The sequence below is a fragment of the Latilactobacillus sakei subsp. sakei DSM 20017 = JCM 1157 genome (assembly GCF_002370355.1).
Classification (GTDB): Bacteria; Bacillota; Bacilli; order Lactobacillales; family Lactobacillaceae; genus Latilactobacillus; species Latilactobacillus sakei.
The window spans coordinates 47,521-72,109 of sequence record NZ_AP017929.1 but is presented as its reverse complement, the minus strand read 5'-3'; the positions used below and the strand labels follow the sequence as shown (position 1 = coordinate 72,109).

Sequence of the window (24,589 nt, the reverse complement as noted above, 5' to 3'; positions counted from 1 at the left end):
GATGTTTAAGAAATTGTGGCTGATTTTTGGGCCAGTGTTAATTGCCGGTGCGTGCTTAGGCGCGTTACTATTATCGCCATTTCGCTTTAGTCATCCGAGTGCTAAGACTTTATCAACAGCGGCAACATCAATGTCAGCCAATGTGATTAAAGGTGAAGCCATCAAGGATGCTGCATTTAATGCGGATTACATTCCTATTATCGGATCTTCTGAGTTGTCACGAATGGATCCCTTGCATCCTTCTGTGATGGCTGAAAAGTATAATTGGAAAAATAAGCCGTTCTTAATTGGCGCACCTGGTACACAGTCATTAACACATTTCTTATCCCTACAAGCGACAGGTCAACACCTAACGGGTAAGAAAGCGGTCGTGATTATTTCGCCACAATGGTTTGTACCACGAGGGGTTAAATCAGAAATGTTTGATTTCTTCTATTCACCACTGCAAACATCGTACTTCTTAGTTCGTGCTAAGGATTCAGCAGCAACGCGATATGCAGCTAAACGGATTCTAGATTTAACGAGTGATACAACCAGTGGGGTAATGCGGGATGCATTAAAGAACAAGGCGTTGGGCTTACCGCTAACAACGGTGCAAAAAGTGTATATCAACAACATTAAGCGCCCAGGTTTGCAACATCAAGATCAACTCTTCAGTCAATTATTCATTCACGGTCGTGAAAAAGAATTAACTAGAGGCTTGAAGGCTTTACCAGATGAACAAGACTTACAAACACTTGACCAAGTTGCCACAACACTTGGTCGCAAAGCAACTGCTGGTAATCCATTTGGGATTCAAAAGAAATTCTATGAACAACGGATTTTACCAAATCAAGCGAAATTGAAGGGCGAACAAAGTAACTTCAACTATGAAAGTTCACCAGAATTTTCTGACTTCCAGTTGATGCTCGATTTCTTCGCACAACACAAGATGGCAGTGCAATTCATCATTCCACCTGTTAACGCACGGTGGGCATCTTATACGGGCTTATCACAAGATATGTTAAATAACTTCTCGACAAAGATTTCTTACCAATTGAAATCACAAGGCTTTAACAATATTGTTGATATGACCAAAGATGGTAACGAAGATTACTTTATGCAAGATACCATTCATCTAGGCTGGCGTGGTTGGTTGAAAGTTGACCAACATGTGCAACCATTCATGGCCACTAAGAAGGCTGGTAAGGTCTCATATAAATTATCAGATGACTACTTAGATCGTTCATGGCAAGATGTTGCTGGTGATCAAGTACAAGATTTTGAAGAATAAACTAAAAGAGCGTGCTGACCATGGTCAGCACGCTCTTTTGTTGTTTTAGTCACACTTCTTATAACGTGTTCATTCAACCTGGTTTCTGTGCTTTGCAACACTTGTCAAACTAGCGATTGCATCGCTAATTCACCAAGTTAAGCAAATGCTCAAAACCACCCAGTTGAAGTCACACTTCTTATTTAACGACTTTTAATACTGATTGGATCATTTCTTCATACGCGATTGGGCCTTTGTACATCCAGCTTGATGATTTGTCATAGCTATAGAGTTGCTTGTTCTTAACGGCTTTGACGTTTTGCCAGATTGGTTCCTTGAACATAGCAGCCCCGCGGTCGCTGTTAACTAGGAAAATATAATCGGCATCCAGTTCAGTTAGTTTTTCTAAAGAAACGGGCATCCAGTCGGCAGTTGCGTTTTTAGAAATTGTTTTAACCAACTCTGGTTCTTTTAGACCGAGATCTTGGTAGAGAAGCGCGCCACTTGCGGCGTGATCATTGACCATGAAGGCTGAGTTATTTGTAACCCATAAAACAGCGGCTGATTTATTCGGCGCTTTTGTTTGGATTGTTTTCTTGGCGCTGGCTAATTTTTGGTCATAGTCTTTTAAAACGGCTTGACCCTTATCTTCTTTGTTGACCGCTTTGGCAACGTCCTTCAATTGGGTGCGCCAGTTGACTTTAGCACCATTTTTAACAACGTAGGTCGGTGCTAGTTTGTTGTATTGAGCATATTTACCACCTTGAACAGCGCTGTTGTCACCCACTAAAATCAGATCTGGTTTAGCTTTGGCGACAGCTTCAAACGGTAAATCATAGTTGATAGTAGGGACATCTTTTAAGTGTTTTGCAAGGTAGTCTTGGCGACTGGTCCCGTTTTTGACAGACCATTGCACGACTGGTTTGATATCCAGCGAAACAAGATAATCTTCTAGATATGAACCAATAACACGTTTGGGGTGTGTGGGAACGCTTACCTTATGGTCCATACTATCGGTTATGGTTCGAGTTTGTTTCTTAGTGGCTGTTTTGGCTTGGCAACTAGCTAAGATGATTAATGACGTTAATCCTAAAATGGCAATAAAACGACTTGACTTTTTCATGAGTTTCCTCCAAAAATATAATTGAGAACTATTCTCATTATCGAATGTTTATAGTGTAACTGTCAAGTTGTTTCGGAATTTTGATATTGTTTTCTCATATAAGATTGTTATCTGAGAAATGTTTTCTTATAATATGTAAGAGCCGTTAATCGGGCGAAAGGTGAGCGGAATTATGGCAATTTTAGAAACACAACAGGTCAGTGTCGGTTATAATCGACGCTTAATTATTCAGGATTTATCAATTCAAATTCCTCAAGGGCAGATTACAACCTCGATCGGACCTAACGGGAGTGGTAAGTCAACTTTGATACGGACGTTAGCCCATTTGTTGAAACCGTCTTCAGGAACGGTTCTGTTGGCAGATCAGGCGCTAGCGACTAAGACGCCTAAAGAGATGGCCCAAGAAATGGCGTTATTACCGCAAGTTGGGGAATTAACGACCGATTTGTCTGTCTTTGATTTAGTATCGTTTGGACGGCTGCCTTACCGGCAACAATTCAGACCTTTGTCAGCGGTCGATAAAGAAAAAATCGAGTGGGCAATTGAACGAACGGGGCTTAATCAATTTAGAGACCGTTTCTTGAGTACCTTGTCAGGCGGGCAACGCCAACGTGCTTGGATTGCGATGGCTTTGGCGCAAGACACAGATATTTTAATATTGGATGAACCAACCACTTATTTAGATTTGACCCACCAACTAGAAATTATGTTATTAATTCAGGAATTAAATCAGATTGAAGGCCGCACCATTATCATGGCGTTGCATGATTTAAACCATGCGGCCCGTTTTTCAGATCAGTTGATTGCCCTAAAGAATGGTCAATTACAGGCCAGTGGGACAGTCAATGAGGTCATGACGCGTGATAATTTACGACGTATCTTTAATATTGATGCGACGTTAATTGAACATGATCAGCGTCCCTTAATCCTAACTTATGATCGCTGGTCAGAAGGGGAATAGGATCATGATGAATAAAAAATTCGGCTTTTCTTTAGTGATTAGTTTGATTCTGTTAGCCATTTTGATGGTTGTCAGCATTCGCTATGGTGCGGCGCAAGCAACGATGAAGACGGTCTATCATGCGGTTTTTGATTATCACGCAAGTCAATTACAACAAGCCGTGATTCATGAAATTCGGTTACCACGGATTTTAGGCGCCGCTTTAATAGGCGCTAGTTTGGCGGGTAGTGGCCTGATTATGCAGGAACTAACGCAAAATCCATTAGCCGATTCTGGCTTATTAGGTATTAATGCAGGTGCTGGGTTCATGTTAACAATCAGCTTTATCGTGTTACCTAAAGCGACACCGCAACAAACTGCTATTTTTGCCTTAATCGGGGCCGCATTGTCAGCCTGTTTAATCTTAGCAATTAGTATGGCTAAAAAGACGCAGAAAACGGCGACGGTAGTTTTAGCCGGGATGGCGATTAGTAGCTGTCTGGTTGCTTTAAGCGAAGGCCTTTCTTTAATGACCTAGCTTAAACGGGATTTAGCGTTTTGGCATTTTGGGGGCGTCGCGGCGATTACTTGGGCGCAATTAACACAACTAGGACCATGGTTGATTGGCGGCCTGATTGCAAGTCTCTGTTTGGCACCGCAACTACGTTTATTACAACTAGGTGATGAACTTGTATTAAGTTTGGGCCGCAAGACGAGTGTCGTGCGGTTATTGGGCTTTATCTGTGTCATTATTTTAGCGGGTATTTCAGTGGCCTTAGTTGGATCTGTCGCTTTTGTCGGCTTGATGGTCCCACACATTACGCGGTATCTAGTCGGTTACGATGTGCGTAAGGTGATGCCAGTCACGTTATTATTAGGGGCCAGTCTGGTTGTGGCAGCGGATTTGATTTCGCGGACGATTAATCCGCCACAAGAGATTCCCTTTGGCATTATGATTGCCTTAATTGGCGTGCCGTTCTTCATTTATCTAGCGAGAAAAGGGGCGAGTCAAGCATGAATATGACGACAAAACGTTATCGGCGTTGGCTCGTCGGGTTGGTGGCTTTGTTAATTGCAACGACCTTGATTAGCTTACAAACAGGCCAATTAGCGATTGGTCCACAAGCAATCGGCCAATTATTGATTGGTCAGGGTCAAGCGCAAGATGCGTTAATCTTAGTTGATTTTCGGATGCCACGGATTATTATTGCAATCTTAGTGGGCTTTGCGTTAGCGATTGCGGGTGAAGTATTACAGAGTACGACGCAAAATCCATTGGCAGACACCGGCTTTTTAGGAATTAATTCGGGTGCGGGAATTGCGGTTTTATTATTTATTACATTTGCCGCCGATCAAGGTAGTCAGATTTTTATATTACCGGTATTAGCTTTGATTGGGGCGTTAGTCAGCGCTGTAGTAATCGTGATCGGCGCGTATCAAAAGTCGGTGGGGATTACGGCCAATCGCCTATTACTAACCGGAGTCGCGGTTTCGACCTGTTTTTCTGCATTAATGGTCTTATTGACCTTGAAGTTATCCCCTGATAATTATCAATTTGTGATGACTTGGCTAGCGGGGAGTATCTGGGGGAGCAGCTGGCCATTTATCTGGGCGCTGTTGCCATGGTTGTTATTAACATTGCCTTATATTTTCAGTAAGAGTCAAACCTTGGATGCCTTTGTTTTAAAACCTGATAACATGCGTTCATTGGGAGTTGATTTTCAAAAGCAACGGTTGTACTTGATTGGCGCTGCGGTGATCTTGGCGGGTGCTAGTGTTTCAATTAGTGGTGGGATTGGCTTTATTGGGTTGATTACACCGCATATTGCCCGCAGAATTATCGGGTATCAGCACCGCTATCAATTACTATTAACGGGACTTTTGGGCAGTTGCTTTTTATTAGTTGCCGATACTTGTGGCAAGCTATTGAGCCCTACTGCCGAAATACCGGCCGGCATTATCGTGGCCTTAATCGGTGCCCCTTACTTTATTTACTTACTAATCAAAACGAAATGAGAGGAGTATGACCGCAATGACTAACATTTACGAGACAACGATTATTGGTGGTGGCCCAGCTGGTTTGTATGCTGCTTTTCAAGCTGGTTTATACGGTTTAAACGGCCAATTATTGGAAGGGGATCAACAATTTGGCGGCAAGGTTGCCACTTATGCGGAGCGTGTGATTCACGATATTGGCGGGATGCCCAACATTACGGGCCAGGATTTAATTCAGAATCTAACAGCGCAGGCCGCTTTTTATGACACACCTTTGCGCACTCAAACCTTAGTGACAGACGTCAAATATCTAGCCGACCAACATTATTATCAAATTGACACGCCGGATGATCGGTATTATAGTCAAACCTTGATCTTAGCGATGGGTGGTGGCGTAGTTCGCCCTAAACAATTACGGTTGTTTGAGGAACAAACTTTTGAAAACGTCCATTATGCACCAGCCAACCCTGAGGATTATCGGGATCAACGGGTGGTCTTAATTGGCCCTGGGTATAACTTGATGGAATTGGCGCCGCATTTGTTAGTGACTGCTAAATCAGTGGTGTGGTTAACGACCAAGCGCCCCTTTGTGGATGAAGCAGCTGAAAAAGCGTTCTTAACCGCTTATCCACAGATTGACTATTACTGCCAGCCTTTTGCAAGTTATCAACAGGTGGATCAACAAGTGACGAGCATCACGTTGGCGGATCAAACGCAAATCACATTTGATCAAGCCGTGGTCAGTCTTGGCTACCGCCGGTCATTACAGACGATTGATCAGTGGCAGTTAAGCGCAGAACAGATTGAAGAACGCCCAGATATTTGGGTGATTGGTAATCAAATTCCGGATCGTGCTGGGATTAGCCTGTTAACAAGTGCTTTTCAAGATGGGATTACGGCGGTAACTGAGATTGTTGCCCAACTTAAACCAACGGCTAAAACGCCGATGGTCACGACGCATAATCCAGTTTTCCAGGCGGATACAAAAGCCTATTGGCAAGAACGATTACGATAGATGTGATAACAAAAAAGGACCTGATGCAAACTTGGCATCAGGTCCTTTTGAACATATTTAATGTTTTTTACGGCGGTGTAATTCTTGACGGCTAGGGAGATTAGCCACACTACTAAAGGAAGCTTTAGCGACCGGTTCATGTTCCGGTTCAGGTGTTGGTTCAGTAGCGACCGGTGTCACTGGTTCTGCTGGTTCCGTGGGGGCAATTGGTGTGACTTCAGGTGTCTGCATGGTCACCATTGCTTCTGTTTCAAGCGGAATTTCAATCGGATCATTTGTATCCGTTTGAACAAAAATAGTAACTCGTTTTTTATTTTCAACGGTTGCCTTAGCTTCAGCAGTGACTTGTAATTGTTGCTCAAGGGTTTGGGCCATAAAACCGGCTTCGAGTTGGAAGTCGGGTGTTTTGAAATCGGCTAGTCGCTTAGTGATAATCGGACCAGTGAGTTCAAAAAAGTATTGGTTTTTCTTTTGCTTTTTAAGCGATAATTGGCCAAAGTTAATTTGTTCGAAGAATTGACTGAGATCCGCAATTGATTCCAACGGAAATTTAGTAGCTAATTGCTTACCAGCCCAATAACTAATGCCTTCAGTTTCATCACCTAAAATAAGCGGTAATAAGATATCGCGGAGCGTGGCTTGGGCTAGGTAAGTAGCGGTTTGAGGGGTATCTGTGAGTTGTGTATAAAGTGATTGAGTCACGACGGTGCTCCTTTTTAATAACATTTTTTAATTAAGATAGTTGTATTATACCGCGAAATCAGATTATTTTTTAGTATTTAAAGGGTAGTCGGTTGAATTTTAGGTAAAAAAAAGAGAAAATAGAGTTTACGAATGCATTTTGTGATGAAAAGAGAAAGACTACTATGAAGAAACAACCAATTGGTTTTATGGATTCCGGTGTTGGCGGTTTGACGCTAGTCAAAGAAGCCCGCAAACGCCTCCCAAATGAAGACATGGTGTTTATTGGTGATCAAGCACGATTACCTTACGGCGAAAAGCCGGCTGCCACAGTACGCGAATTTGCTTGGCAGATGGCTAATTTCTTACGCCATCAAGAGATTAAGGCGCTAGTGATTGCCTGTAATACAGCAACCGCTGCGGCCTTACCTGACTTACAAGCCCAATTGGCGATTCCGGTGATTGGGGTTATCAAACCAGGTAGTATTGCGGCCCTACAAACGACGCATAATCGACGTGTCGGGGTGATTGCAACAACTGGCACGATTCAAAGTGCGGCTTACAGTCAACAAATGGCAGCCCTTAATCCTGATGTGCAAGTGACCGGATTAGCAGCACCGCAGTTTGTGACGATGATTGAAGCCAACCAACGACACGGTCAAGCAGTGCAAACCATCGTCAATCAGATTTTACAACCTTTACAAAAAAGTGAGATTGATACGCTTGTTTTAGGCTGTACGCATTTTCCATTATTGACGACCGCCATTCAAACGGCAGTGGGGCCTGACGTGACGTTGGTTAACCCAGCAGTCCAAGCGATTACGATGTTAGAAGAAGTCTTGACGCAACAACAACAATTGGCGACAACCACGCCAGGCACGCTACGGATGTACACAACAGGCTCTGTCGCCGCTTTTGAAGAGATTGCGCAACAATGGCTTGCCCAACCAGATTTAACAGCACAACAAGTTGATATTCAAAAGGAGAAAAATGATGGTCCGGACCGATAATCGAGCAGCAAATGATGTACGCCCTGTCAAAGTACAGTGGCATTATCTGACGAAACAACCCGCTTCTGTCTTATGGCAACGCGGGACAACCAAAGTATTGGCAGCTGTCACTGAGCAAGCAACTAAGAAAGTCACGCTAATTGGCAGTGGCTTGACGCAAGTGCAAAGTGACTGGTTACAACAGACGCTAACCACTTTGTTAGCGCCCGCTCTGGAAAAGACGGGGTTACTGGTGTCAGTGACGGTTTTAGAAGACGGTGGTAGTTTACTAGCAGAAGCTAGCAATGCCGTTTTTGGGGCCTTGCAATTATTACCTGAACAATTCTTACCTAATCGTGCAGCAGCCGTTACGGCTATTCTGACCGGTAACGAAACCTTAGTTGATGCCAGTGACACGGAAGAAGCGGTTGCTGATAGCACATTGTTAGTCGTGACTGATAATCAAGAACAAGTTTTAGCGATGACATTACAAGGCGCAACGGCGGTTAATAGCAGTCAGTTAAACGAATTGTTATTGGTCGCTAGCCAAGGCGGTACACGGACTGCTGAACAGATTCAAGCGAGTTATCAACAAGCTGTCCACCCAATCATTCAAAAGGAGCACTCTGAGATGCCAACAATTGTGATTGCCACTAAAAACCCGGGCAAGGCCCAAGAATTCCATGCGATGTTTGAAAAAGAGGGGATCCAAATTAAAACGTTATTGGATTACCCTGAATTACCAGAAATTAATGAAACCGGTCAAACCTTTGAAGAAAACGCTCGTTTAAAGGCTGATCAGATTGCTGCTATTTTACAGCTCCCCGTTTTGGCAGATGATTCAGGCTTAATGGTCGATGCCTTAGATGGTCGTCCTGGCATTTATTCAGCACGTTTTGCGGGTGATCATAACGATGCCGGCAATAATGCCAAGTTATTATACGAATTAACGGGCGTCCCTGCTGAAAAACGGACAGCCCATTTCCATACAACGTTAGTGTTTGCGAAACCAGATCGACCTAACGATGATTTAGTGGTTGAAGGTAGTGTTAACGGTCGGATTCTAGGAATTCCCCGTGGCGATAACGGCTTTGGTTACGATCCGTTGTTCTACGTACCAGAACTAGATAAATCAATGGCCGAATTATCGATGGCCGAGAAAAATGCGATTAGCCATCGTGCAAAAGCGATTGAAAATTTAGAACCACTTTGGCGTGATTGGTTGGCAAAATAGGAGGGATTAAGATGCGGTTAGTAGTAGTCAGTGATAGTCATGGCGATCGGGATATTTTGGTGCAATTGGTTGCGCATTATAAGGACGAAGTAGTCACTTTCTTACATTGTGGCGATTCCGAATTAACGACGACCGATTCATTATTTCAACAAATGACGGTTGTGCAAGGCAACATGGATTTTAATGGCCACTTCCCAGAACAAGTGGTGGTGCCAGTTGGGGCGCAAAAGGCTTTTTTAACGCATGGTCATTTGTACGGTGTTAATTTTGATTTAACGCGGTTGATGTTAGCGGCTCAAGCAGAAGGCGCGCAATTGGCTTTTTACGGACACACACATCAGTTAGCCTGTGAAATGCACCAAGGGCTCTTGGTATTAAATCCAGGCAGTATTTCGCAACCGCGGGGCCAATTCCAACCCTTAGGTGGCACCTATGCTGTTGTGGATATCACGGCGACTGACTATCAAGTCCAATATTATGACCGCCATTTTGAAAAAGTACCACAACTCCAATTTAAATTTAAAAGAGCTTAAAGTTAAAGACTATCCAAAGTTTAGACGCTGTGGATAGTCTTTTTAGTTAGTGGTTTGGTACAATATTAAACGTAGGTAATCAGAAGGAGGACACTGCATGATTTCAGATGCGTTTCAGAATTTATTACTCGAAAACAAAGAACATTTTTTAATTCCTGGTGAAATGGTCGCTAGCGTTCAGGAAAATAACTCGTTAGAACATGCGTTTATTCTCTTAACAACTGTTAAATATTCAAGTATTCCGGTGCTCGATAATCATTCGAAGTTTAAAGGGATGCTAACCATGCCACTGATCACAGAGACGATGTTAGGACTCGATCACTTGAGTTTCGATAACCTCCGTAAAATGACCGTTCAAGATGTGATGCAAAAGGATGTCGTGACAATTAAAGATCCATACGATATCGAAGAAACACTTCATTTGTTGGTTGATCATCCGTACTTACCGGTATTATCAGACGACGGCGAATTCACAGGGATTGTGACTCGGCGCGAGATGATGAAGAGTTTTAACCGGGTAGCCCATAATATTGAAAAAGAATATAAGATTGAGGCTTTACCAATAGAGAAACAACAAGATTAGTTTATTTTAGCGCATTAAAAAAGCGTTGCGGCAAAAGTCAGTCGTAACGCTTTTTTTGATGGCTAAAATATGCTTTTTGAAACTGCCTTCTGCGCTTAGCGTCACTCGTCAAACAACTGCTTGCAGCAGTTATTCACCGAGCTGTGCTAATGCTCAAAGCCAAAGCGTTTCAAACGCACTCTGATTTTAAACGTGCTTTTGTCAGTATCTTTCTGCGCTTAGCGTTACTCGTCAAACAACTGCTTGCAGCAGTTATTCACCGAGCTGTGCTAATGCTCAAAGTCAAAGCGTTTCAAACGCACTCTTTAGGCGCGATCGAAGTAAATCGTTGCAATGGCTCCTAAGACGAGCATCACGGCAATTAATGCGATTGGCCCTAGTAGTGCGGTTAAACCACCCACGGCCGGCCAAGCGGGTACAACGCCTGTTTCAGCTAGGATCCAGATGGCTGCTAGGATCACGCCTAAAACGCCAGCATAAACATATTGGGCATAGTGAGCGAGTAAGTAATGCATGATTTTAGCGACAATCACGGTCCCAATCACAGCGCCTAGCATAAATGGCAAGAGGAGGGCGACACTTTTGAAAGCCTCGCCTGCCTGTTCAAAGCGGCCGGTAACGAGATAAACGAGCAAATCGAGTAATTGGCTAACGGCGTGATAGACGGTACCATATTGTTTGATAATCATTAACATGATCGAACCCGAAACACCGGGAATCACCATCAATGAAACGGAGAAAAAGCCGGTAAAGGTTAACATCCCGAAATCTTGGAGGGACGTTAGTTGTTTGATGGCAATGTCAGATTCGTTTTGATGACCACCAATTTTGGTAATCAATAACATCAAGCCACCACAGGCAATGGCAATTAAGACTTGCTGCCAGTTTAGCTTTTTAAGCTTGCGCCAGATGAACGGTAAGCTACCTAAAACGAGGCCGATGAAGAAACTATAAGCGGCCAGTGGATAAGCGGTGCATAACCATAAAATAACTTTGGTCGATAATAATACACCGATGCCCGCGCCAATACCGATTGGCCATAAAAAGCCAATTGCTTGGCGCCAATCTTGTTTGAACTGCGCGATGGCCTTTAATAATGGTTCATATAAACCAACGATGACGGCAAAGATACTACCAGATAAACCAGGAATAACGAGTGCGACACCGATTAGGGCGCCTTTGAGTGCATTAATTAGTGGCATAAGAGTGCTCCTTTGGCGGATAATTTAGTTGGTTAAAGTCAATGAACTGGTGGGAAGGGTGATACCAGCAGCGTTAATTGCCTGCAAGTAACCCTGTAAAAATAAGCGTTGCGTCGTTGCTTGTTCGCCGTTAAGCGTGTGCATCACCACTTGATAAGCGAGTGTGCCGTCCGTTAAGGTTGAAACCCCCAGTAATGTGGGGCCGTCTTTGATCTCAGGATGGCGGGGGACTAATTCGGTGTTAACTTGCTTAACAATCGTTGCGAGCTGTTCGATATCCGTATCGGGGTTGATGCGAATATTAATCAGCACTCGCATATTATTACGGGAGAGATTGCTGACGATTGAGATGTTACGGTTGGGGATGAAATTGAGCGTGCCATCGTAGCTTTGCACTTGTGTGGTTCGCAAGCCAATCGCTGTAACGGTACCTTCAATCGTTCCAATTCGGACGGTATTGCCAACGTCAAATTGTTGTTCGGCAAGGATGAAAAAGCCAGTGACAATATCGTTGACAAATCCTTGGGCACCAAGACCAACGGCTAAACTGAAGATCCCAGCACCGGCAATTAATGTCCCGACTGGAACGCCGATAATGCTGAGCAGTGCATAAAGGTAAAAGAAAATTAGCAGATAAGCTAAAGCGTTGGTCATCAGGGTATAGATGGTATTCATTCGATTGTTGGAAAAACCATCTGCTTCGCGATATTTGCGAAAGGCCCGTTTGATAATAAAACGCCCAATGCGACTAAGCAAGTAAAAAAGTAGTGAAATTAAAATGATTTGAAAAAAGCCAGTGATGAAGAGGCCTAAGAGGTGATCCCAATCGATGCTGGTTATATAGCGCATAAAGATATTGGTTTGCTTTTGAACCGACTCGACGGGTGTGGTGGTTAGTGATTGAAAGAACATGCTGACAAACTCCTTTAAAAGTGCATAATTCTAGTTTAGCAAATGTTTAAAAAAATGACATCTAATATAGTATGATTATTTGAAGGTTGTACCGAATAATGCTATCCTAGAGACTGAGAAACAAGATAATAGACGACGAAATAGGAGGAACAAATTGATGACGGGTGGTCAAATTGCAGCATTAATCGCTGCAGGGGCTTTTGCAGTTTTGGTTGTTTTTCTAATAGTGATGTTATTAAAAGTCACTAAGGTTTTAACGCGTGTTTCCGAGACAGTCACCGAAGCCAATAAGAGCGTGACAACAATTACGAATGATGTAGATGTCCTTTCAAGACAAGTTGAAGGTCTGTTGAACAAAACGAATGTTTTACTAGACGATGTCAACGGTAAAGTAGCAGATTTAGATCCAGTTTTCCGTGCAGCCGGCGAATTAGGCGAGAGTGTTTCAAGTTTGAATGCTGCCAGTCGCGGTTTGACTGAAAAAGTAACAAGTGTCGGTCGCACGACCGCCAAAGCAACAGTTGCTTCTAAAATGGGGGCCAGTGCCCTTAGATTCTATCAAAATAGACGACAAACAAAAGACAAGGAGTAATTCACATGGCAAAAAAAGGCTTTTTATTCGGTGTTTTAGTGGGCGGTGCAGCAGCAATTGGTGCCACACTTTTATTAACACCTAAAACGGGTAAAGAATTACAAAATAAATTAGTGGACTTGGGCGAAGATGCCATTGATCGCGCACAAGACTATTATTACTTGATGAACGAAACGGCTGCTGATCTTAAAGGAGAAGCAAAGTTCCATATGAACCGTGTGCATGATTATGCGAGTGATTGGCAAGAAAATGCATTGGATATCAAAGAACAAGCTAAAGCGCAATTTGATGAAAAGACGGCAGACTTAAAATCACAATTCGGTAGTAGCTTAGAACCAGCTGCTGAAGATTTTGATGATATCGTCATTGAAGGCAAGAGTGCTTTTGGCCAAGCCAAAGATGAAGCAGAAGAAAAGATGGCACCAGATTCATTAGGTGAATAAAGGATTGTTAAAAAGCCCTCACTGATTGTGAGGGCTTTTTAATTTGGAGGGGTGATTGTAACACCTTTCGTAGAAGTTACCCGTTTGGCACAGTACTCTATCTGAAACGTGCCATTAATTGCAACAACTTCCGCTTAATCTAAAATGAGCCATAATCTTAAAACCAAGATTATGGCTCATTTTGTATTAATGCTTAGTTGCTAGACGCAATTAAGGGCACTCTTATTTGAAACGTGCTTCTTCGAACTGCCTTTTCCGGTTAACAAAAAACGCGAATCATGACCAAGAGCGTCATAATCCGCGTTTTTAAGTTAATCCTCAAAGCCAATTCGTTCGAATCAGCACTCTTACTTGAAACGTGCTTCAGCAGGCATATTTCTGCGGCTAGCTACGTCCGTTAAACGACCAACGAGTTGGTCATTCACCAGACTAGGCTAGTCCTCAAAATATAACCGCTTGCTTACGCACTTTATCCGAAACGTGCTTTCATTAACAGCTTTCTGTGCTTTGCTACGTATTGCAAAACGACCGGCAGAGCCGTTCATTCACAACACTAGGCAAATGCTCAAAAGCTCCCCGTTAATGACGCACTCTTAGAATGTTTGTAGTTCTTTTGTCATGTGTGTGAATGATTCTGCGCCTGTTTCTGTAACGTGGACACAGTCTTCAATCCGGACACCGGCAACACCTGGGATGTAAATCCCTGGTTCGATTGAGAAGCACATGCCTGGTTTGATAATCATGTCGTTACCTTCCATGATTGATGGGAATTCGTGTTCTGAAGTCCCAATCCCATGACCTAAACGGTGAATAAAGTATTCGCCATAACCGGCCTTCGTAATCACGTCGCGGGCAATCTTATCTAATTCAGCAGCTGTAATGCCGGGTTTAACAGCATCTTGTGCAGCTAAGTTTGCTTCAAGACAAACTTTGTGGATTTCAAGTGACTTAGCATCTGGTTTACCAAAAGCAACAGTCCGTGTCGCATCACTCATATAACCTTTGTGTAATGTCCCAAGATCAAAGAGCACTAATGCATCAGGTGTTAAGATATTAGCTTCTGGGCCACCATGTGGGTTAGCAGCGTTGATGCCTGATTGTACAATTGTATCGAAACTCATATGCATAACGCCTTTACGCATTAAAGCATATTCGATTTCAGCAACGATGTCTTGTTCTGTTTTGCCAGCTTTTAAAGCGTTGAAACCAACTTCAAAGGCGTAGTCAGCTTCGCGGCCGGCTGCTTCCATTAAAGCAATTTCTTCAGGTGTTTTGATTAATTTTAAGTTTTCCATGAAGCGTGATGCATCACCAGGGAATGTTGCGTTAGGGAATTGCTTTAGAATTGCTTCATAACGTTGAACGGGAAGGTCGTCTTTTTCAAGAGCCCAACGTGTTGGGTTGGCCATCCGTTTCTTGATTTGATCTGCGATGATGGCATATGGATCTTCATGATCAAGGTAACCATAAACATCAAGTTTCCAGCCAGCCTTCTTAGCAGATTCAACTTCTAGTTGTGGTGTAAATAGGAATGGGTCCTGATCTGCAAAAACAAAGAGGGCTAAAACCCGTTCTGCAGGATCACTTTCAAAACCAGTGAAATAGAGGATGTTCGTTGGATTACTAATGTAAGCCACATCCATATTATTCTCGACAAGCCAATTTTGTAATTGGGCTAATTGATTATTCATCTAAAGCACTTCCTTTACAGTTGATAATCACAGTATAGCACAGAAAATGTAAACGTTAATGTAAACTGCAAATGAAAACAAAAATGAAAATTTCACAAAAATGATGTAAACCGCTTGCATTTGCCTTAAATATCTGTTAAATTAATCAAGAAGTGAAATGAAAACAAATGAAAATACAATATATTTTATTTTGCGAATGAAAGGAATCATTTTAAAATGGAAAAACAAACAATTACAATTTACGACGTTGCGCGTGAAGCTGACGTATCAATGGCGACTGTCTCACGGGTTGTTAACGGGAACCCCAACGTTAAGCCTGCCACTCGCAAGAAAGTGCTTGAAGTGATCGACCGTTTAGACTATCGTCCTAACGCTGTTGCTCGTGGTTTGGCAAGTAAGAAAACAACAACTGTTGGGGTTATTATCCCAGACGTTAGTGATATCTACTTTGCTTCATTAGCACGCGGGATTGATGATGTTGCCACAATGTACAAGTACAACATCATTTTAGCGAACTCAGATGAAAACAACCAAAAGGAAGTTCAAGTATTGAATACCTTATTGGCAAAACAAGTAGATGGTTTAATCTACATGGGTCACAGTATCTCAGATGCAATCCGTGCTGAATTCGCCCGTTCTAAGACACCAATCGTATTAGCTGGTTCAATCGATCCAGACGAACAAGTCGGTAGTGTTAATATTGACTACGTTGCAGCCGTTAAGGACGCAACTTTGAAGTTAATCAAGAACGGTAACGAAAAAGTCGCCTTCATCTGTGGCAACTTAGATTTTCCAATCAACAGCAAATATCGTTTACGTGGCTATAAAGATGCCTTGAACGAAGCTGGTATTCCTTATGACGAAAGCTTAATTTTCGAAACAGAATACAGTTACAGTGCTGGTGAAGCCTTATTCGGTAAGGTTCAAGCAACTGGCGCAACTGCTGCTGTTGTCAGTGACGATGAATTAGCCGTAGGTGTTTTAAATGCTGCTGTTGATGCAGGGGTTAATATTCCAACTGACTTTGAAATTGTGACAAGTAATAACACGAAGTTAACTGAAATGGTTCGTCCTAAGATGACATCAATCTCACAACCTTTATATGATATGGGTGCTGTTGGGATGCGTCTGTTAACGAAGATGATGAACAAAGAAGAAATCGATGATAAGACAATCCTATTGCCATATAGTATTGTTGATCGTCAATCAACTAAATAAAACAAAAACAAGCGGTGATTACAGATTATGTAATCACCGCTTATTTTTTACTCTGATTCTGATTGACTAGCTTTTGTTTCACCGTACGTAATTGTACCGTAGCCGTTATTATAACCCATATAATGATTCCAGAAGGTTTCGTAATTGCTGCTTGTGCCACCAATTCCGAATTCGTATTGCGTTGCTTCTGGTGTCCAATTATTGTAAAGCGAAGTGACCTTACCACTGTCAACGGTTCGCGTATTACCATTAATAGAAACAATACCTGGCAGTTGACCAGTTGCTTTAACAACTTTGCTACTTGTAACGGTACTTGGTTTTTCATGATCTTCTTCAAGCTTCATGATACTTGGATCATTTTGATAGACGCTATTGGCTAACTTAGCCCAATAGTTTTGATTAATCGTGCTAGAACTATCGGTTAAGTTACGACCGGTACTGTCATAGCCCATCCAAGAAGCTAGGGTAATCCCTGGCGTGCTACCGATAAACCAAACATCCCGGTTATCATTATTAGTCCCGGTTTTACCAACTAGGTTATTAGTGTTGAAGTAGAGTTGATCGCTCAATTGTGTTGCGGTCCCATCCGTATCCGTTAAAACACCTGATAACATTTGGTTCATGATGTAACTTGTCGCCTTCGAGAAGACTTGTGTTTTCTTAGTGTGATGTTTATAAATGATATTACCAGCAGGGTCAGTAATCTTATCGATCACGTAAGCATCAACGTGTTGGCCTTCATCGGCAAATGTTGTAAAGGCACTTGCTTGGGCGAGCACGCTAATCCCATCTTTGGTTCCCCCTAAGGCAAGTCCCAATTGACTATATTCATCATCAGAAAGGTGAATCCCCATCTTATCCATATAGGTCGCAGGGTTAGTCGTTTTACGTAACTTATTGTATAAGTTAACGGTTGGGATATTGAGGGATTGCGCTAAAGCCTTATCCGCAGGGATGAACTTGTTTTGGATGGTGTTACCGTAATCGGTTGGCGCATAAGTTTTGAAGTTAGTTTTAAAGTCAGCCAACATCGTTTTAGAACCGATTAGTTTTTGATCAATCGCTGGACCATAAACCAAGAGTGGTTTAATGGTTGAACCCGGTGATCGTTTGGTTAACATGTAGTTAGTTTGTTTGAGGGAGAAGTCGCGACCCCCAACAAATGAAATGACTTTACCAGTCTGGTTATCAAGTAAGACACTCCCGTTTTGAACCGGTGTGTCGCCCACTGATTGCAAACCAGTAATTGGATCGGTCGTTGCATCTTGATAGGTTGGTCCAAAAGAACTGCCTTCTTGTTTGACGATTTCTTGCATTGAATCATAGATATCTTTGTCAATTGTACTATGGATTTGATAGCCCTTAGTACTTAGGAGTTCAGTTGCCTTTGTTTCATATTGTTTGTAGAGCGTTGGGCTACTATTAAGCTTTTCAGTCGAAACATTAGCTTCATTAGCGAGTTGTTTCGTCATGATGTCGGTTGCTTGTGATTCCAAAAGGTTATAAACGTAACCATAACGCTTAGAAGTTGATTCAGGTTCTGCTTTAGCTTGGAATTCACTCGTTAAATCGACTTTCTTAGCAGCTTTGTATTCTGCTTTGGTAATGCGGTCATCACGATACATCCGGAATAAAACGGTATTCTTACGGTCTAGTCCGTATTTCAAGTATTCAGGATCTTTCAAGGTACCATCTTGGTCATATGGTGTATAGACGGAAGGGCTCTGCGGAAGACCGGCAATATAGGCGGCTTCGGCTAAAGACAAGTTCTTGGCATCTTTACCGAATAACCCTTGAGCGGCTTCTTGTACACCAGCAACGTTTTGGCCTTTATTATTTCGACCTAGGGTTGCAATGTTGAGGTAGTCTTGTAAGATTTCCTTTTTCGTGAAGTATTTATCGACACGTAAAGCAAGTAAGACTTCAGTCGCTTTCCGTTTGAAGGTTACTTGAGACGTTAAGACCTGCATCTTAATTAACTGTTGTGTTAAAGTCGAACCACCGGTTTGAGAACCAAAGCCGGTTAAATCAGAGATGACAGCTCGTAAGAGGGCCTTTGGAACGACCCCTTGATGTTTATAGAAGTCTTCATCTTCAGTTGCGACAATCGCATCGGTTAGATAAGGCGACATTTCATTGATGCTGACGGGTGTCCGCGAGAGATCAGTCTTAATTGCGCCGAATTTTGTGTTCTTGGCAAAGTAAAGACCGGCCGCTTGATCAGTGTTATCAAGTTGTTGTTTAAGCACTTGATAACTTGGGACCGGTTCATCCTTCATCAATGCGGCAAAGTAGCCGGCACCAATCCCAAGACCTAAGGCAAACATAATCAAACCGATTGAAATGCCGTAGAGGATTAAACTTTTAAGTGCTTCTAAAAAGACATTAAGCTTAAAAGTGAGGGGTTTGGCACTAAATTGATCGACAAATGTTCGATTTTGGTCTTTGTCTTGATGTTTAAACCAATTGTTAAGCCAAGGCATTGAATGTGATAATTTCGTTTTAATCTTGGAAAATAGCGTATTGACTTTGCGACGCCCTTTAGAGATGAGGGCTGATGCGTGCTTTTGCCGTTGGCTGGAACGCTGCTTTGAATCTTTCAAATAATAACGCCACCTTTTTTCTCATACTGTCCAATATTATATAATAGTTTTTCTGAATATTATACCTGTATTTAAATTTGTAAGGTAAATGAAAAATATGAAATCGCCAGACCAATCAATAATTGATAGCTAATTAGCACGGTAGTGGAAACGCTAACTGGTAGGTATACCAATATTTAGACACAGAATTAAATTTAAAATGCTTGCAAATGAAAGGGGCCTGCTTTATAATTGGACTATACCAATGGTTCTTTGAATTCTAAATTATGAGGAGACTATCACGATGAAAATTATTAAAGTAAAAGATCAAGTAGAAGGCGGCCAAAAAGGCTTTGAAATCTTCAAAGAAGGTTTAGCAAACGACGCGAAAGTATTCGGTTTGGCAACTGGTAGTTCACCAATCAAATTCTACGAAACAGTTGTTGCAAGTGACCTAGACTTCACAAACTGTACATCAGTTAACTTGGATGAATATGTTGGTTTATCAGCTGATAACAGCCAAAGTTACCACTACTTCATGAAAGAAAACCTATTTAATAAGAAACCATTTGCAAAATCATACTTACCAAACGGTTTGGCAAGTGATATTCCTGCTGAATTAAAACGTTATGACCAAGTCATTGCCGATAACCCAGTAGACATCCAAATTCTTGGTATCGGCCAAAATGGTCACATCGGTTTTAACGAACCAGGTGCTGCTTTTGACAGCAACACACAAGAAGTGCAATTGACAGAATCAACAATTAAGGCTAACGCTCGTTTCTTCGAAAACGAAGCAGATGTACCAACAAAAGCAATCTCAATGGGCATTGGCTCAATCTTAAAGGCTAAGAAGATCGTCTTGTTCGCATACGGCGAATCAAAAGCTGAAGCCATCAAAGGCACAGTAGAAGGCCCACAAACAACAGACGTTCCAGCAAGTGCTTTACAACTACACGACGACGTGACAATCATCGTGGACGAAGCAGCAGCAAGCTTGTTATCAAAATAGAGTGCGACAGCAGGCGGTTATACTCTGAGGATTAGTGGCATATCGTGAATGAGCGCCAAAGGCGATCGTTTGCGATGTGTAACTAACCGGAAGAGTATGCCTGAAGGAGCATGTTTAAGAATAAGAGTGCTGCGACAGGAAGCGCGTTTCCAAAAAAAATAAGCCCCCACATCCAATCAAGATGTGGGGGCTTTTTGTAATGCTATTATTTCAACGTTGCCATCACTTTTGCCATTGCGGCTTGTTGATAGGCCATCGCTGCATTTTTAGCAACTGCTTGTCGTTGCGTTGCAGTCATTGCTGGATTAGCTTGCATGGCTGCCATCACAGCTTGTTTACCGGCGTTAGTTGCGCCCGCTTTGAGTTGTGCTTGTTGACTCTTTAATGTTTTAGCGAGTTGTTTAGCTTGAGCGTCGCTTAAAACGAGCCAGCCCTTAGCAACTTTGAAGGTATTGTGGCGGCTCACGAATTCGTGGTCATTGCCAGAAATACCAAACCAGAATTTAGCCATGTCATTTTTATACACACGGTATTTGGTAGTGGTTACTAAGGCAGCCTTATCAGCATTCTTTTGAACACTGTTGGTTGTCTTTTCAGTTTGGGTTGCTTTAGGTTTACTTTGGTGGATATCAGTCCGATAAAGGTAAACTTTTTCGGTACCATTGCCAAGTGGGTGATAGAGCAACATTGACATGCCCTTAGCATCGGCACTTGAAACAAGGGTTTGTGTCTTAGTTTCGGTCACAGTTTTCATGCCATAATGATTGTGATCATTTTGAACGATGAAAAAGAGTGACGCGATAAAAGTGAGACCGAAAATGGTCATTAAAATTGGGCGCCACATTTTTTGACCGAAGATTGAAGCAAAGAATAACGCAAGTGTACTAATAATGAGTGTAATAACGATCATGCTTTGGCACCTCCATTAGTAGTTGATTTCTTAGAGGAGAGGAAGAATGTGATAATGAAGCCGATCACACAGAAAATCACGGCGACGATAAAGGCGGCGTGATAACCTGAAAGGGTTGCATTAATCATTTTATCACGGAAGGCCAATGGTAAGGTCTTGACCATGTGTGTGCTTGGCATATTGTTTTTGGTAACACTTGAAAGCACACTGATTAAGATGGCTGTCCCGATTGAGCTGGCAACTTGCCGGAAAGTATTATTAACCGCTGTCCCATGACTGATTAAGTTCATTGGTAAAGCATTCATCCCAGAAGTTGTAACAGGCATCATGACCATTGAAATCCCAAACATCCGAACGGCATATAAAACGACGATGTAGATGATTGGTGTCTTAGCAGTTAAAAAGATAAATGGTGCAGTAGCAGCCATTAATAAGAACATCCCGGTCATGGCCAAACGTTTTGCGCCGTACTTATCAAAAATACGACCCGTAATTGGCATCATAATTCCCATCATGAGGGAACCAGCTAATAAGGTTAAGCCAGAATGGAAGGCAGATTCGCCACGAATATTTTGAATATATAATGGTAAGACCATTTCGGCACCGACCATCGCCATGTTTGTCACACCACTTAAAATAGCGGCAATTGTGAAAACGGGTGATTTGAAGACGCGTAGTTCCAAGAATGGATTTTCCATTGTGAGTTGACGCCAAACAAAGAGGGCAATTACGATGACGCCGACTGCCAAGGTAGCGAGGACAAGCATGTCGCCCCAACCTTTATCTCCAACTTCAGAGAAGCCATAGAGTAAACTACCAAAGCCGACGGTTGATAAAATAATAGAAGGAATATCGATTTTAGGTTTCGAAAGTTGGATAACGCTCTTCATTTGGAAGCTCGCTAGCACTAAGACGAGTAGGACGATTGGAATAATCATTCCGAATAAGACCCGCCAGTTGTATGAATCAATAATCCAACCTGAAAGAGTAGGTCCTAAGGCAGGTGCAAGACCGATAACGATCCCGGCCATCCCCATGGCTGTGCCCCGTTTTTCAGGTGGGAAAATCGTGAGCATAATGGTTTGCAAGATGGGCATTGAAATCCCAACACCGGCGGCTTGAATAAGACGGCCGATTAATAAAGTTGCAAATGAGCTCGTTGGTGCGATGTAACAAATAATGGTCCCAAGTAAAAAGACAGTCATTGCTGACATGTAGAGGACCTTTGAGTTGAATCGGTTAATTAACCAAGCACTAATGGGGATCATAATCCCGTTGACTAGCAAGAAACCGGTTGTGAGCCATTGAACGGCTGAAGTGGACACGTCAAATGCTTTCATTAATGTGGGGAAAGCAGTTGATAAAATCGTCTGGTTTAAGACAGTACAAAAAGTACCAATCAATAAGACCAAGACTAAGACTGTCCGGTTGTATGGTTTCCCATGAATATCTAATGGTCTAGAGTCTGACAAGATAAAAATCTCCTTTACGTTTTGTTGATGCGATTTATTAGTTTAGTCGCATTTTTAGCCTTTGTCAAGTAAGTTGACAAAGATGTCATTCGACTTGACAAGTTTTGTAGATAATCTATAATGAAATTTATTAATAGGAACGGAGTGGGGACTTGCAAAAAGACCTTTTTTTAAAGTTGATAGATACGGATCGATTAATTTTTGGGATTAGTGAAGTTTGTAAGATGGCAGGGGTGACGCCGCGTCAACTCCGCTACTGGGAACAAAAGGGCTACATTAAGGCCCGCGAAGCAGATGGCAATAAGGCCCGTGAGTACGACGCTCAAATGATGATTAAGGCCATTTTCATCAAGCATTTCTTAGATGAAGGGTACACGTTGAGCGTTGCGGTCCAAAAAATTCAAAAGCACATGGCTAATATGAAGATTGTGCGATCGATTATTCGGGAACATTTCGAAGGGATTGAAGAACTAGATGGCGAAATGGCTGTGAATCTCGGGTATTTCGATGATACAAAACAACAAATTTTATATGCGATTGTCAAAGAAGGGCATTCAACCTTTAAATTAGTGGATGCACCGACTAAAGAATAAATGGCAAAAAGTGATTGCTAGGACTCGGGTAATTGGGTCCTAACAATCACTTTTTTATTGTCTAAAAATTCAGTACGCATCGCTTGAAACGACTTAATGTGTCGGGTCCGTTGTTTATAATAACGTTATTAATTTAAACATAGGGGCTGATTACTGATGGAAAAACGACAATATTTGCAGTTTATCAACGAAGGGTACGGCTTTGAATTTTATTTGAACCTCGTCGGCTTTGTCGCAGATTTTAACGGCAGCTATCCAACTGAACGGGAATTTAAAACGATCCTTGAAGAAAATGGTGTGGCTTATACGGCGATTAGACGGCATAAACTCAAACAAATGTATCCTGAGATGTTTGCGAAGCAACATCAGGGACATGAAGACGCTAAGCAATATCAATTTGATTTGGATCATCAGGAATTAGGTGTTCAGCGAGTGTATTATGCTTATAGCCAACCTGAATTGGTTGATGAACAGGGAGCAACATGTCTGACGACGACAACGCCGACTTTTGTCACGCGGCAACCACGGTATCGCCTTTTCGATAACAGCGGTCAGTATTATCTTTTTGATGTGCCCCAAGATCAATTTGAACAACAGTTAAATGCACTGCCTACGGAGGTGCTCGATTTTGAACAACCACATGTTGCTGGAATTTTAATGTTGATCGAGCAGGTTAAACAATTGGGGTATACGGTAGTGGGCTATCATCTAAGTCACATAGAATCTTATCCGGTCGTCGAACCGGCGCTCCTCACGGCACTTATCAACCATCAGCAAGAGACGCACCAACCCACTTTTGAGCCAATCAACGACTTGCTGAATATTAAAACGGATTATCGTAGTTTGTTGTGTTACGACGATCAGTTGAAAATACCGGTTTTCAATAAAGAATCAAGTCAACAGTTCGGGCGGGATGATGAACTGTATTTTAAAATTCGGGATGCAGCGGGGCAAGTCGTCTTTGACCGTTTGACGTTGGATATCCTTGGCACGATTTTATTTTGTGTGGGGCAACAGTTACCACTCGAACAGATTCAAGTCGCTTTTTTAACGGATCCAAAAGCGTCATTTAAAGCGGGGGAGGATTACTTTATGTATGATCGATTGGCTTGCTCGGCTGAAGTGCCAATTGAAACCTTAACCGATATTAAAAAGGTGGCACTGTGCTCAGTAGATACAACGCAAACGATTAGTGAATATTGGCGGTGGTCGCCTCGTGATTTAATGCGTTATGGTAAGGCTATTATGCCGGAGGACTTTGGCCAACCAGCACCGGCAGCAGCCCTCATGCTGGCATTTAATCAACAATTGACTAACGCGTTGCGTCGTATTTTGAAGCAATCAGCTTGGCAGGTTCGAAAAGCCACGCGCCAATTTTTAGTACTAGAAGACGTTGTTAATGTTGATTTAGCGCTTGAAGATAGTCAATCGGAAGAGGCATTGAGCGCGGCACAACAGATTTATGCTGCTCAAATGAAGACGGCGGCAGAAACGCGCTATGATTTGCTAGTCGATGGTCAATGTGTCTTGCAGGAAGTTCCATTAGACGAATTATTACCGGCCATTATGGAATTTGCTAATGAATAACAGTATAAAAAAAGAGACGACCAATGTTGG

The 24,589-nt window shown here is 42.4% G+C and carries 22 protein-coding genes and 1 pseudogene; 15 read left to right on the top strand and 8 right to left on the bottom strand.

Annotation, left to right across the window (positions count from 1 at the left end; genetic code table 11):
- Position 1: 1 nt before the first annotated feature.
- Positions 2–1,273, top strand: a complete 1,272-nt coding sequence (dltD, locus tag LEUCM_RS00485; protein ID WP_025016287.1) for a D-alanyl-lipoteichoic acid biosynthesis protein DltD — start codon at positions 2–4, stop codon at positions 1,271–1,273.
- A 178-nt stretch (positions 1,274–1,451) separates the two neighbouring features.
- Here dltD and LEUCM_RS00480 read toward each other — a convergent pair whose 3' ends face one another.
- Entirely contained in the window at positions 1,452–2,375 is a 924-nt protein-coding gene (locus LEUCM_RS00480) for an ABC transporter substrate-binding protein (protein ID WP_016264665.1), read from the bottom strand.
- A gap of 172 nt (positions 2,376–2,547) precedes the next feature.
- Between LEUCM_RS00480 and LEUCM_RS00475 the strand changes: the two genes are divergently transcribed.
- The 4 genes and pseudogenes from LEUCM_RS00475 (at position 2,548) to LEUCM_RS00460 (ending at position 6,325) form a co-directional block, all read left to right on the top strand.
- On the top strand, positions 2,548–3,336 hold the full coding sequence (locus tag LEUCM_RS00475) for an ABC transporter ATP-binding protein (protein ID WP_056936465.1): 789 nt from the start codon (positions 2,548–2,550) through the stop codon (positions 3,334–3,336).
- A pseudogene (locus LEUCM_RS00470) lies at positions 3,311–4,333 on the top strand (FecCD family ABC transporter permease). The gene LEUCM_RS00475 and the pseudogene LEUCM_RS00470 overlap by 26 nt, the downstream one beginning before the upstream one ends.
- Positions 4,330–5,331, top strand: coding sequence for a FecCD family ABC transporter permease (locus tag LEUCM_RS00465; protein ID WP_016264668.1), 1,002 nt, complete (start codon positions 4,330–4,332; stop codon positions 5,329–5,331). The pseudogene LEUCM_RS00470 and the gene LEUCM_RS00465 overlap by 4 nt, the downstream one beginning before the upstream one ends.
- Positions 5,332–5,347: 16 nt before the next feature.
- The gene (locus LEUCM_RS00460; protein ID WP_016264669.1) at positions 5,348–6,325 is read left to right on the top strand and encodes an NAD(P)/FAD-dependent oxidoreductase; all 978 of its coding nucleotides are present in this window, start codon (positions 5,348–5,350) and stop codon (positions 6,323–6,325) included.
- 57 nt (positions 6,326–6,382) lie between these two features.
- Here LEUCM_RS00460 and LEUCM_RS00455 read toward each other — a convergent pair whose 3' ends face one another.
- The gene (locus LEUCM_RS00455) at positions 6,383–7,027 is read right to left on the bottom strand and encodes a YslB family protein (RefSeq protein ID WP_016264670.1); all 645 of its coding nucleotides are present in this window, start codon (positions 7,025–7,027) and stop codon (positions 6,383–6,385) included.
- 164 nt (positions 7,028–7,191) lie between these two features.
- Between LEUCM_RS00455 and murI the strand changes: the two genes are divergently transcribed.
- From murI to cbpB, 4 genes are all read left to right on the top strand, one after another.
- Positions 7,192–8,016, top strand: a complete 825-nt coding sequence (gene murI, locus LEUCM_RS00450; RefSeq protein ID WP_011374114.1) for a glutamate racemase — start codon at positions 7,192–7,194, stop codon at positions 8,014–8,016.
- Positions 7,997–9,229, top strand: a complete 1,233-nt coding sequence (locus LEUCM_RS00445; protein WP_056936464.1) for an XTP/dITP diphosphatase — start codon at positions 7,997–7,999, stop codon at positions 9,227–9,229. Before murI ends, LEUCM_RS00445 begins: the two co-directional genes overlap by 20 nt.
- Positions 9,230–9,240: 11 nt before the next feature.
- Positions 9,241–9,762, top strand: coding sequence for a metallophosphoesterase family protein (locus LEUCM_RS00440; protein WP_011374116.1), 522 nt, complete (start codon positions 9,241–9,243; stop codon positions 9,760–9,762).
- Positions 9,763–9,859: 97 nt separating this feature from the next.
- Positions 9,860–10,345 carry a cyclic-di-AMP-binding protein CbpB gene (cbpB, locus tag LEUCM_RS00435; RefSeq protein WP_016264672.1) on the top strand — a complete coding sequence of 162 codons (486 nt, stop codon included), beginning with the start codon at positions 9,860–9,862 and terminating at the stop codon, positions 10,343–10,345.
- A gap of 305 nt (positions 10,346–10,650) precedes the next feature.
- Here cbpB and LEUCM_RS00430 read toward each other — a convergent pair whose 3' ends face one another.
- Positions 10,651–11,547, bottom strand: coding sequence for a DUF368 domain-containing protein (locus tag LEUCM_RS00430; RefSeq protein WP_016264673.1), 897 nt, complete (start codon positions 11,545–11,547; stop codon positions 10,651–10,653).
- A gap of 24 nt (positions 11,548–11,571) precedes the next feature.
- Positions 11,572–12,459, bottom strand: coding sequence for a mechanosensitive ion channel family protein (locus LEUCM_RS00425; RefSeq protein WP_011374119.1), 888 nt, complete (start codon positions 12,457–12,459; stop codon positions 11,572–11,574).
- 157 nt (positions 12,460–12,616) lie between these two features.
- Between LEUCM_RS00425 and LEUCM_RS00420 the strand changes: the two genes are divergently transcribed.
- Both LEUCM_RS00420 and LEUCM_RS00415 read left to right on the top strand, forming a co-directional pair.
- Positions 12,617–13,051 carry a DUF948 domain-containing protein gene (locus LEUCM_RS00420; RefSeq protein WP_016264674.1) on the top strand — a complete coding sequence of 145 codons (435 nt, stop codon included), beginning with the start codon at positions 12,617–12,619 and terminating at the stop codon, positions 13,049–13,051.
- A gap of 5 nt (positions 13,052–13,056) precedes the next feature.
- Positions 13,057–13,494, top strand: coding sequence for a YtxH domain-containing protein (locus LEUCM_RS00415; RefSeq protein ID WP_016264675.1), 438 nt, complete (start codon positions 13,057–13,059; stop codon positions 13,492–13,494).
- A 593-nt stretch (positions 13,495–14,087) separates the two neighbouring features.
- Here LEUCM_RS00415 and LEUCM_RS00410 read toward each other — a convergent pair.
- Positions 14,088–15,185 (bottom strand): M24 family metallopeptidase, encoded by a 1,098-nt coding sequence (locus LEUCM_RS00410; RefSeq protein WP_016264676.1) that lies wholly within the window; start codon positions 15,183–15,185, stop codon positions 14,088–14,090.
- A gap of 216 nt (positions 15,186–15,401) precedes the next feature.
- Here LEUCM_RS00410 and ccpA point away from each other — a divergent pair, with 216 nt between their 5' ends.
- Positions 15,402–16,403: a catabolite control protein A gene (gene ccpA / locus LEUCM_RS00405; RefSeq protein ID WP_016264677.1), complete on the top strand. Its 1,002-nt coding sequence runs from the start codon at positions 15,402–15,404 to the stop codon at positions 16,401–16,403.
- A gap of 47 nt (positions 16,404–16,450) precedes the next feature.
- Here the strand turns inward: ccpA and LEUCM_RS00400 are convergent, their stop codons facing one another.
- Positions 16,451–19,006 carry a transglycosylase domain-containing protein gene (locus LEUCM_RS00400; RefSeq protein ID WP_035147028.1) on the bottom strand — a complete coding sequence of 852 codons (2,556 nt, stop codon included), beginning with the start codon at positions 19,004–19,006 and terminating at the stop codon, positions 16,451–16,453.
- Between the two features lie 283 nt (positions 19,007–19,289).
- On the opposite strand from LEUCM_RS00400, the gene LEUCM_RS00395 reads away from it, so the two are divergent.
- Complete coding sequence (locus tag LEUCM_RS00395; protein ID WP_011374126.1) at positions 19,290–19,997, top strand: glucosamine-6-phosphate deaminase; 708 nt, start codon at positions 19,290–19,292, stop codon at positions 19,995–19,997.
- A 205-nt stretch (positions 19,998–20,202) separates the two neighbouring features.
- Here LEUCM_RS00395 and LEUCM_RS00390 read toward each other — a convergent pair whose 3' ends face one another.
- Together LEUCM_RS00390 and LEUCM_RS00385 are read right to left on the bottom strand one after the other, a co-directional pair.
- Positions 20,203–20,907, bottom strand: coding sequence for a DUF4811 domain-containing protein (locus LEUCM_RS00390; protein WP_016264680.1), 705 nt, complete (start codon positions 20,905–20,907; stop codon positions 20,203–20,205).
- Positions 20,904–22,379 (bottom strand): MDR family MFS transporter, encoded by a 1,476-nt coding sequence (locus LEUCM_RS00385; RefSeq protein ID WP_016264681.1) that lies wholly within the window; start codon positions 22,377–22,379, stop codon positions 20,904–20,906. Before LEUCM_RS00385 ends, LEUCM_RS00390 begins: the two co-directional genes overlap by 4 nt.
- Before the next feature lie 152 nt (positions 22,380–22,531).
- On the opposite strand from LEUCM_RS00385, the gene LEUCM_RS00380 reads away from it, so the two are divergent.
- Together LEUCM_RS00380 and LEUCM_RS00375 are read left to right on the top strand one after the other, a co-directional pair.
- Positions 22,532–22,972 carry a MerR family transcriptional regulator gene (locus LEUCM_RS00380; protein ID WP_016264682.1) on the top strand — a complete coding sequence of 147 codons (441 nt, stop codon included), beginning with the start codon at positions 22,532–22,534 and terminating at the stop codon, positions 22,970–22,972.
- Between the two features lie 156 nt (positions 22,973–23,128).
- Positions 23,129–24,559, top strand: a complete 1,431-nt coding sequence (locus tag LEUCM_RS00375; protein ID WP_025016283.1) for a hypothetical protein — start codon at positions 23,129–23,131, stop codon at positions 24,557–24,559.
- The last annotated feature ends 30 nt before the right edge of the window (positions 24,560–24,589 follow it).

Coding starts and splice junctions, on each gene's coding strand:
- dltD (WP_025016287.1), top strand. CDS start 2: ATGTTTAAGAAATTGTGGCTGATTTTTGGGCCAGTGTTAATTGCCGGT.
- LEUCM_RS00375 (WP_025016283.1), top strand. CDS start 23,129: ATGGAAAAACGACAATATTTGCAGTTTATCAACGAAGGGTACGGCTTT.
- LEUCM_RS00465 (WP_016264668.1), top strand. CDS start 4,330: ATGAATATGACGACAAAACGTTATCGGCGTTGGCTCGTCGGGTTGGTG.
- LEUCM_RS00415 (WP_016264675.1), top strand. CDS start 13,057: ATGGCAAAAAAAGGCTTTTTATTCGGTGTTTTAGTGGGCGGTGCAGCA.
- murI (WP_011374114.1), top strand. CDS start 7,192: ATGAAGAAACAACCAATTGGTTTTATGGATTCCGGTGTTGGCGGTTTG.
- LEUCM_RS00420 (WP_016264674.1), top strand. CDS start 12,617: ATGACGGGTGGTCAAATTGCAGCATTAATCGCTGCAGGGGCTTTTGCA.
- LEUCM_RS00395 (WP_011374126.1), top strand. CDS start 19,290: ATGAAAATTATTAAAGTAAAAGATCAAGTAGAAGGCGGCCAAAAAGGC.
- LEUCM_RS00475 (WP_056936465.1), top strand. CDS start 2,548: ATGGCAATTTTAGAAACACAACAGGTCAGTGTCGGTTATAATCGACGC.
- LEUCM_RS00425 (WP_011374119.1), bottom strand. CDS start 12,459: ATGTTCTTTCAATCACTAACCACCACACCCGTCGAGTCGGTTCAAAAG.
- LEUCM_RS00460 (WP_016264669.1), top strand. CDS start 5,348: ATGACTAACATTTACGAGACAACGATTATTGGTGGTGGCCCAGCTGGT.
- ccpA (WP_016264677.1), top strand. CDS start 15,402: ATGGAAAAACAAACAATTACAATTTACGACGTTGCGCGTGAAGCTGAC.
- LEUCM_RS00430 (WP_016264673.1), bottom strand. CDS start 11,547: ATGCCACTAATTAATGCACTCAAAGGCGCCCTAATCGGTGTCGCACTC.
- cbpB (WP_016264672.1), top strand. CDS start 9,860: ATGATTTCAGATGCGTTTCAGAATTTATTACTCGAAAACAAAGAACAT.
- LEUCM_RS00480 (WP_016264665.1), bottom strand. CDS start 2,375: ATGAAAAAGTCAAGTCGTTTTATTGCCATTTTAGGATTAACGTCATTA.
- LEUCM_RS00445 (WP_056936464.1), top strand. CDS start 7,997: ATGATGGTCCGGACCGATAATCGAGCAGCAAATGATGTACGCCCTGTC.
- LEUCM_RS00440 (WP_011374116.1), top strand. CDS start 9,241: ATGCGGTTAGTAGTAGTCAGTGATAGTCATGGCGATCGGGATATTTTG.
- LEUCM_RS00410 (WP_016264676.1), bottom strand. CDS start 15,185: ATGAATAATCAATTAGCCCAATTACAAAATTGGCTTGTCGAGAATAAT.
- LEUCM_RS00390 (WP_016264680.1), bottom strand. CDS start 20,907: ATGATCGTTATTACACTCATTATTAGTACACTTGCGTTATTCTTTGCT.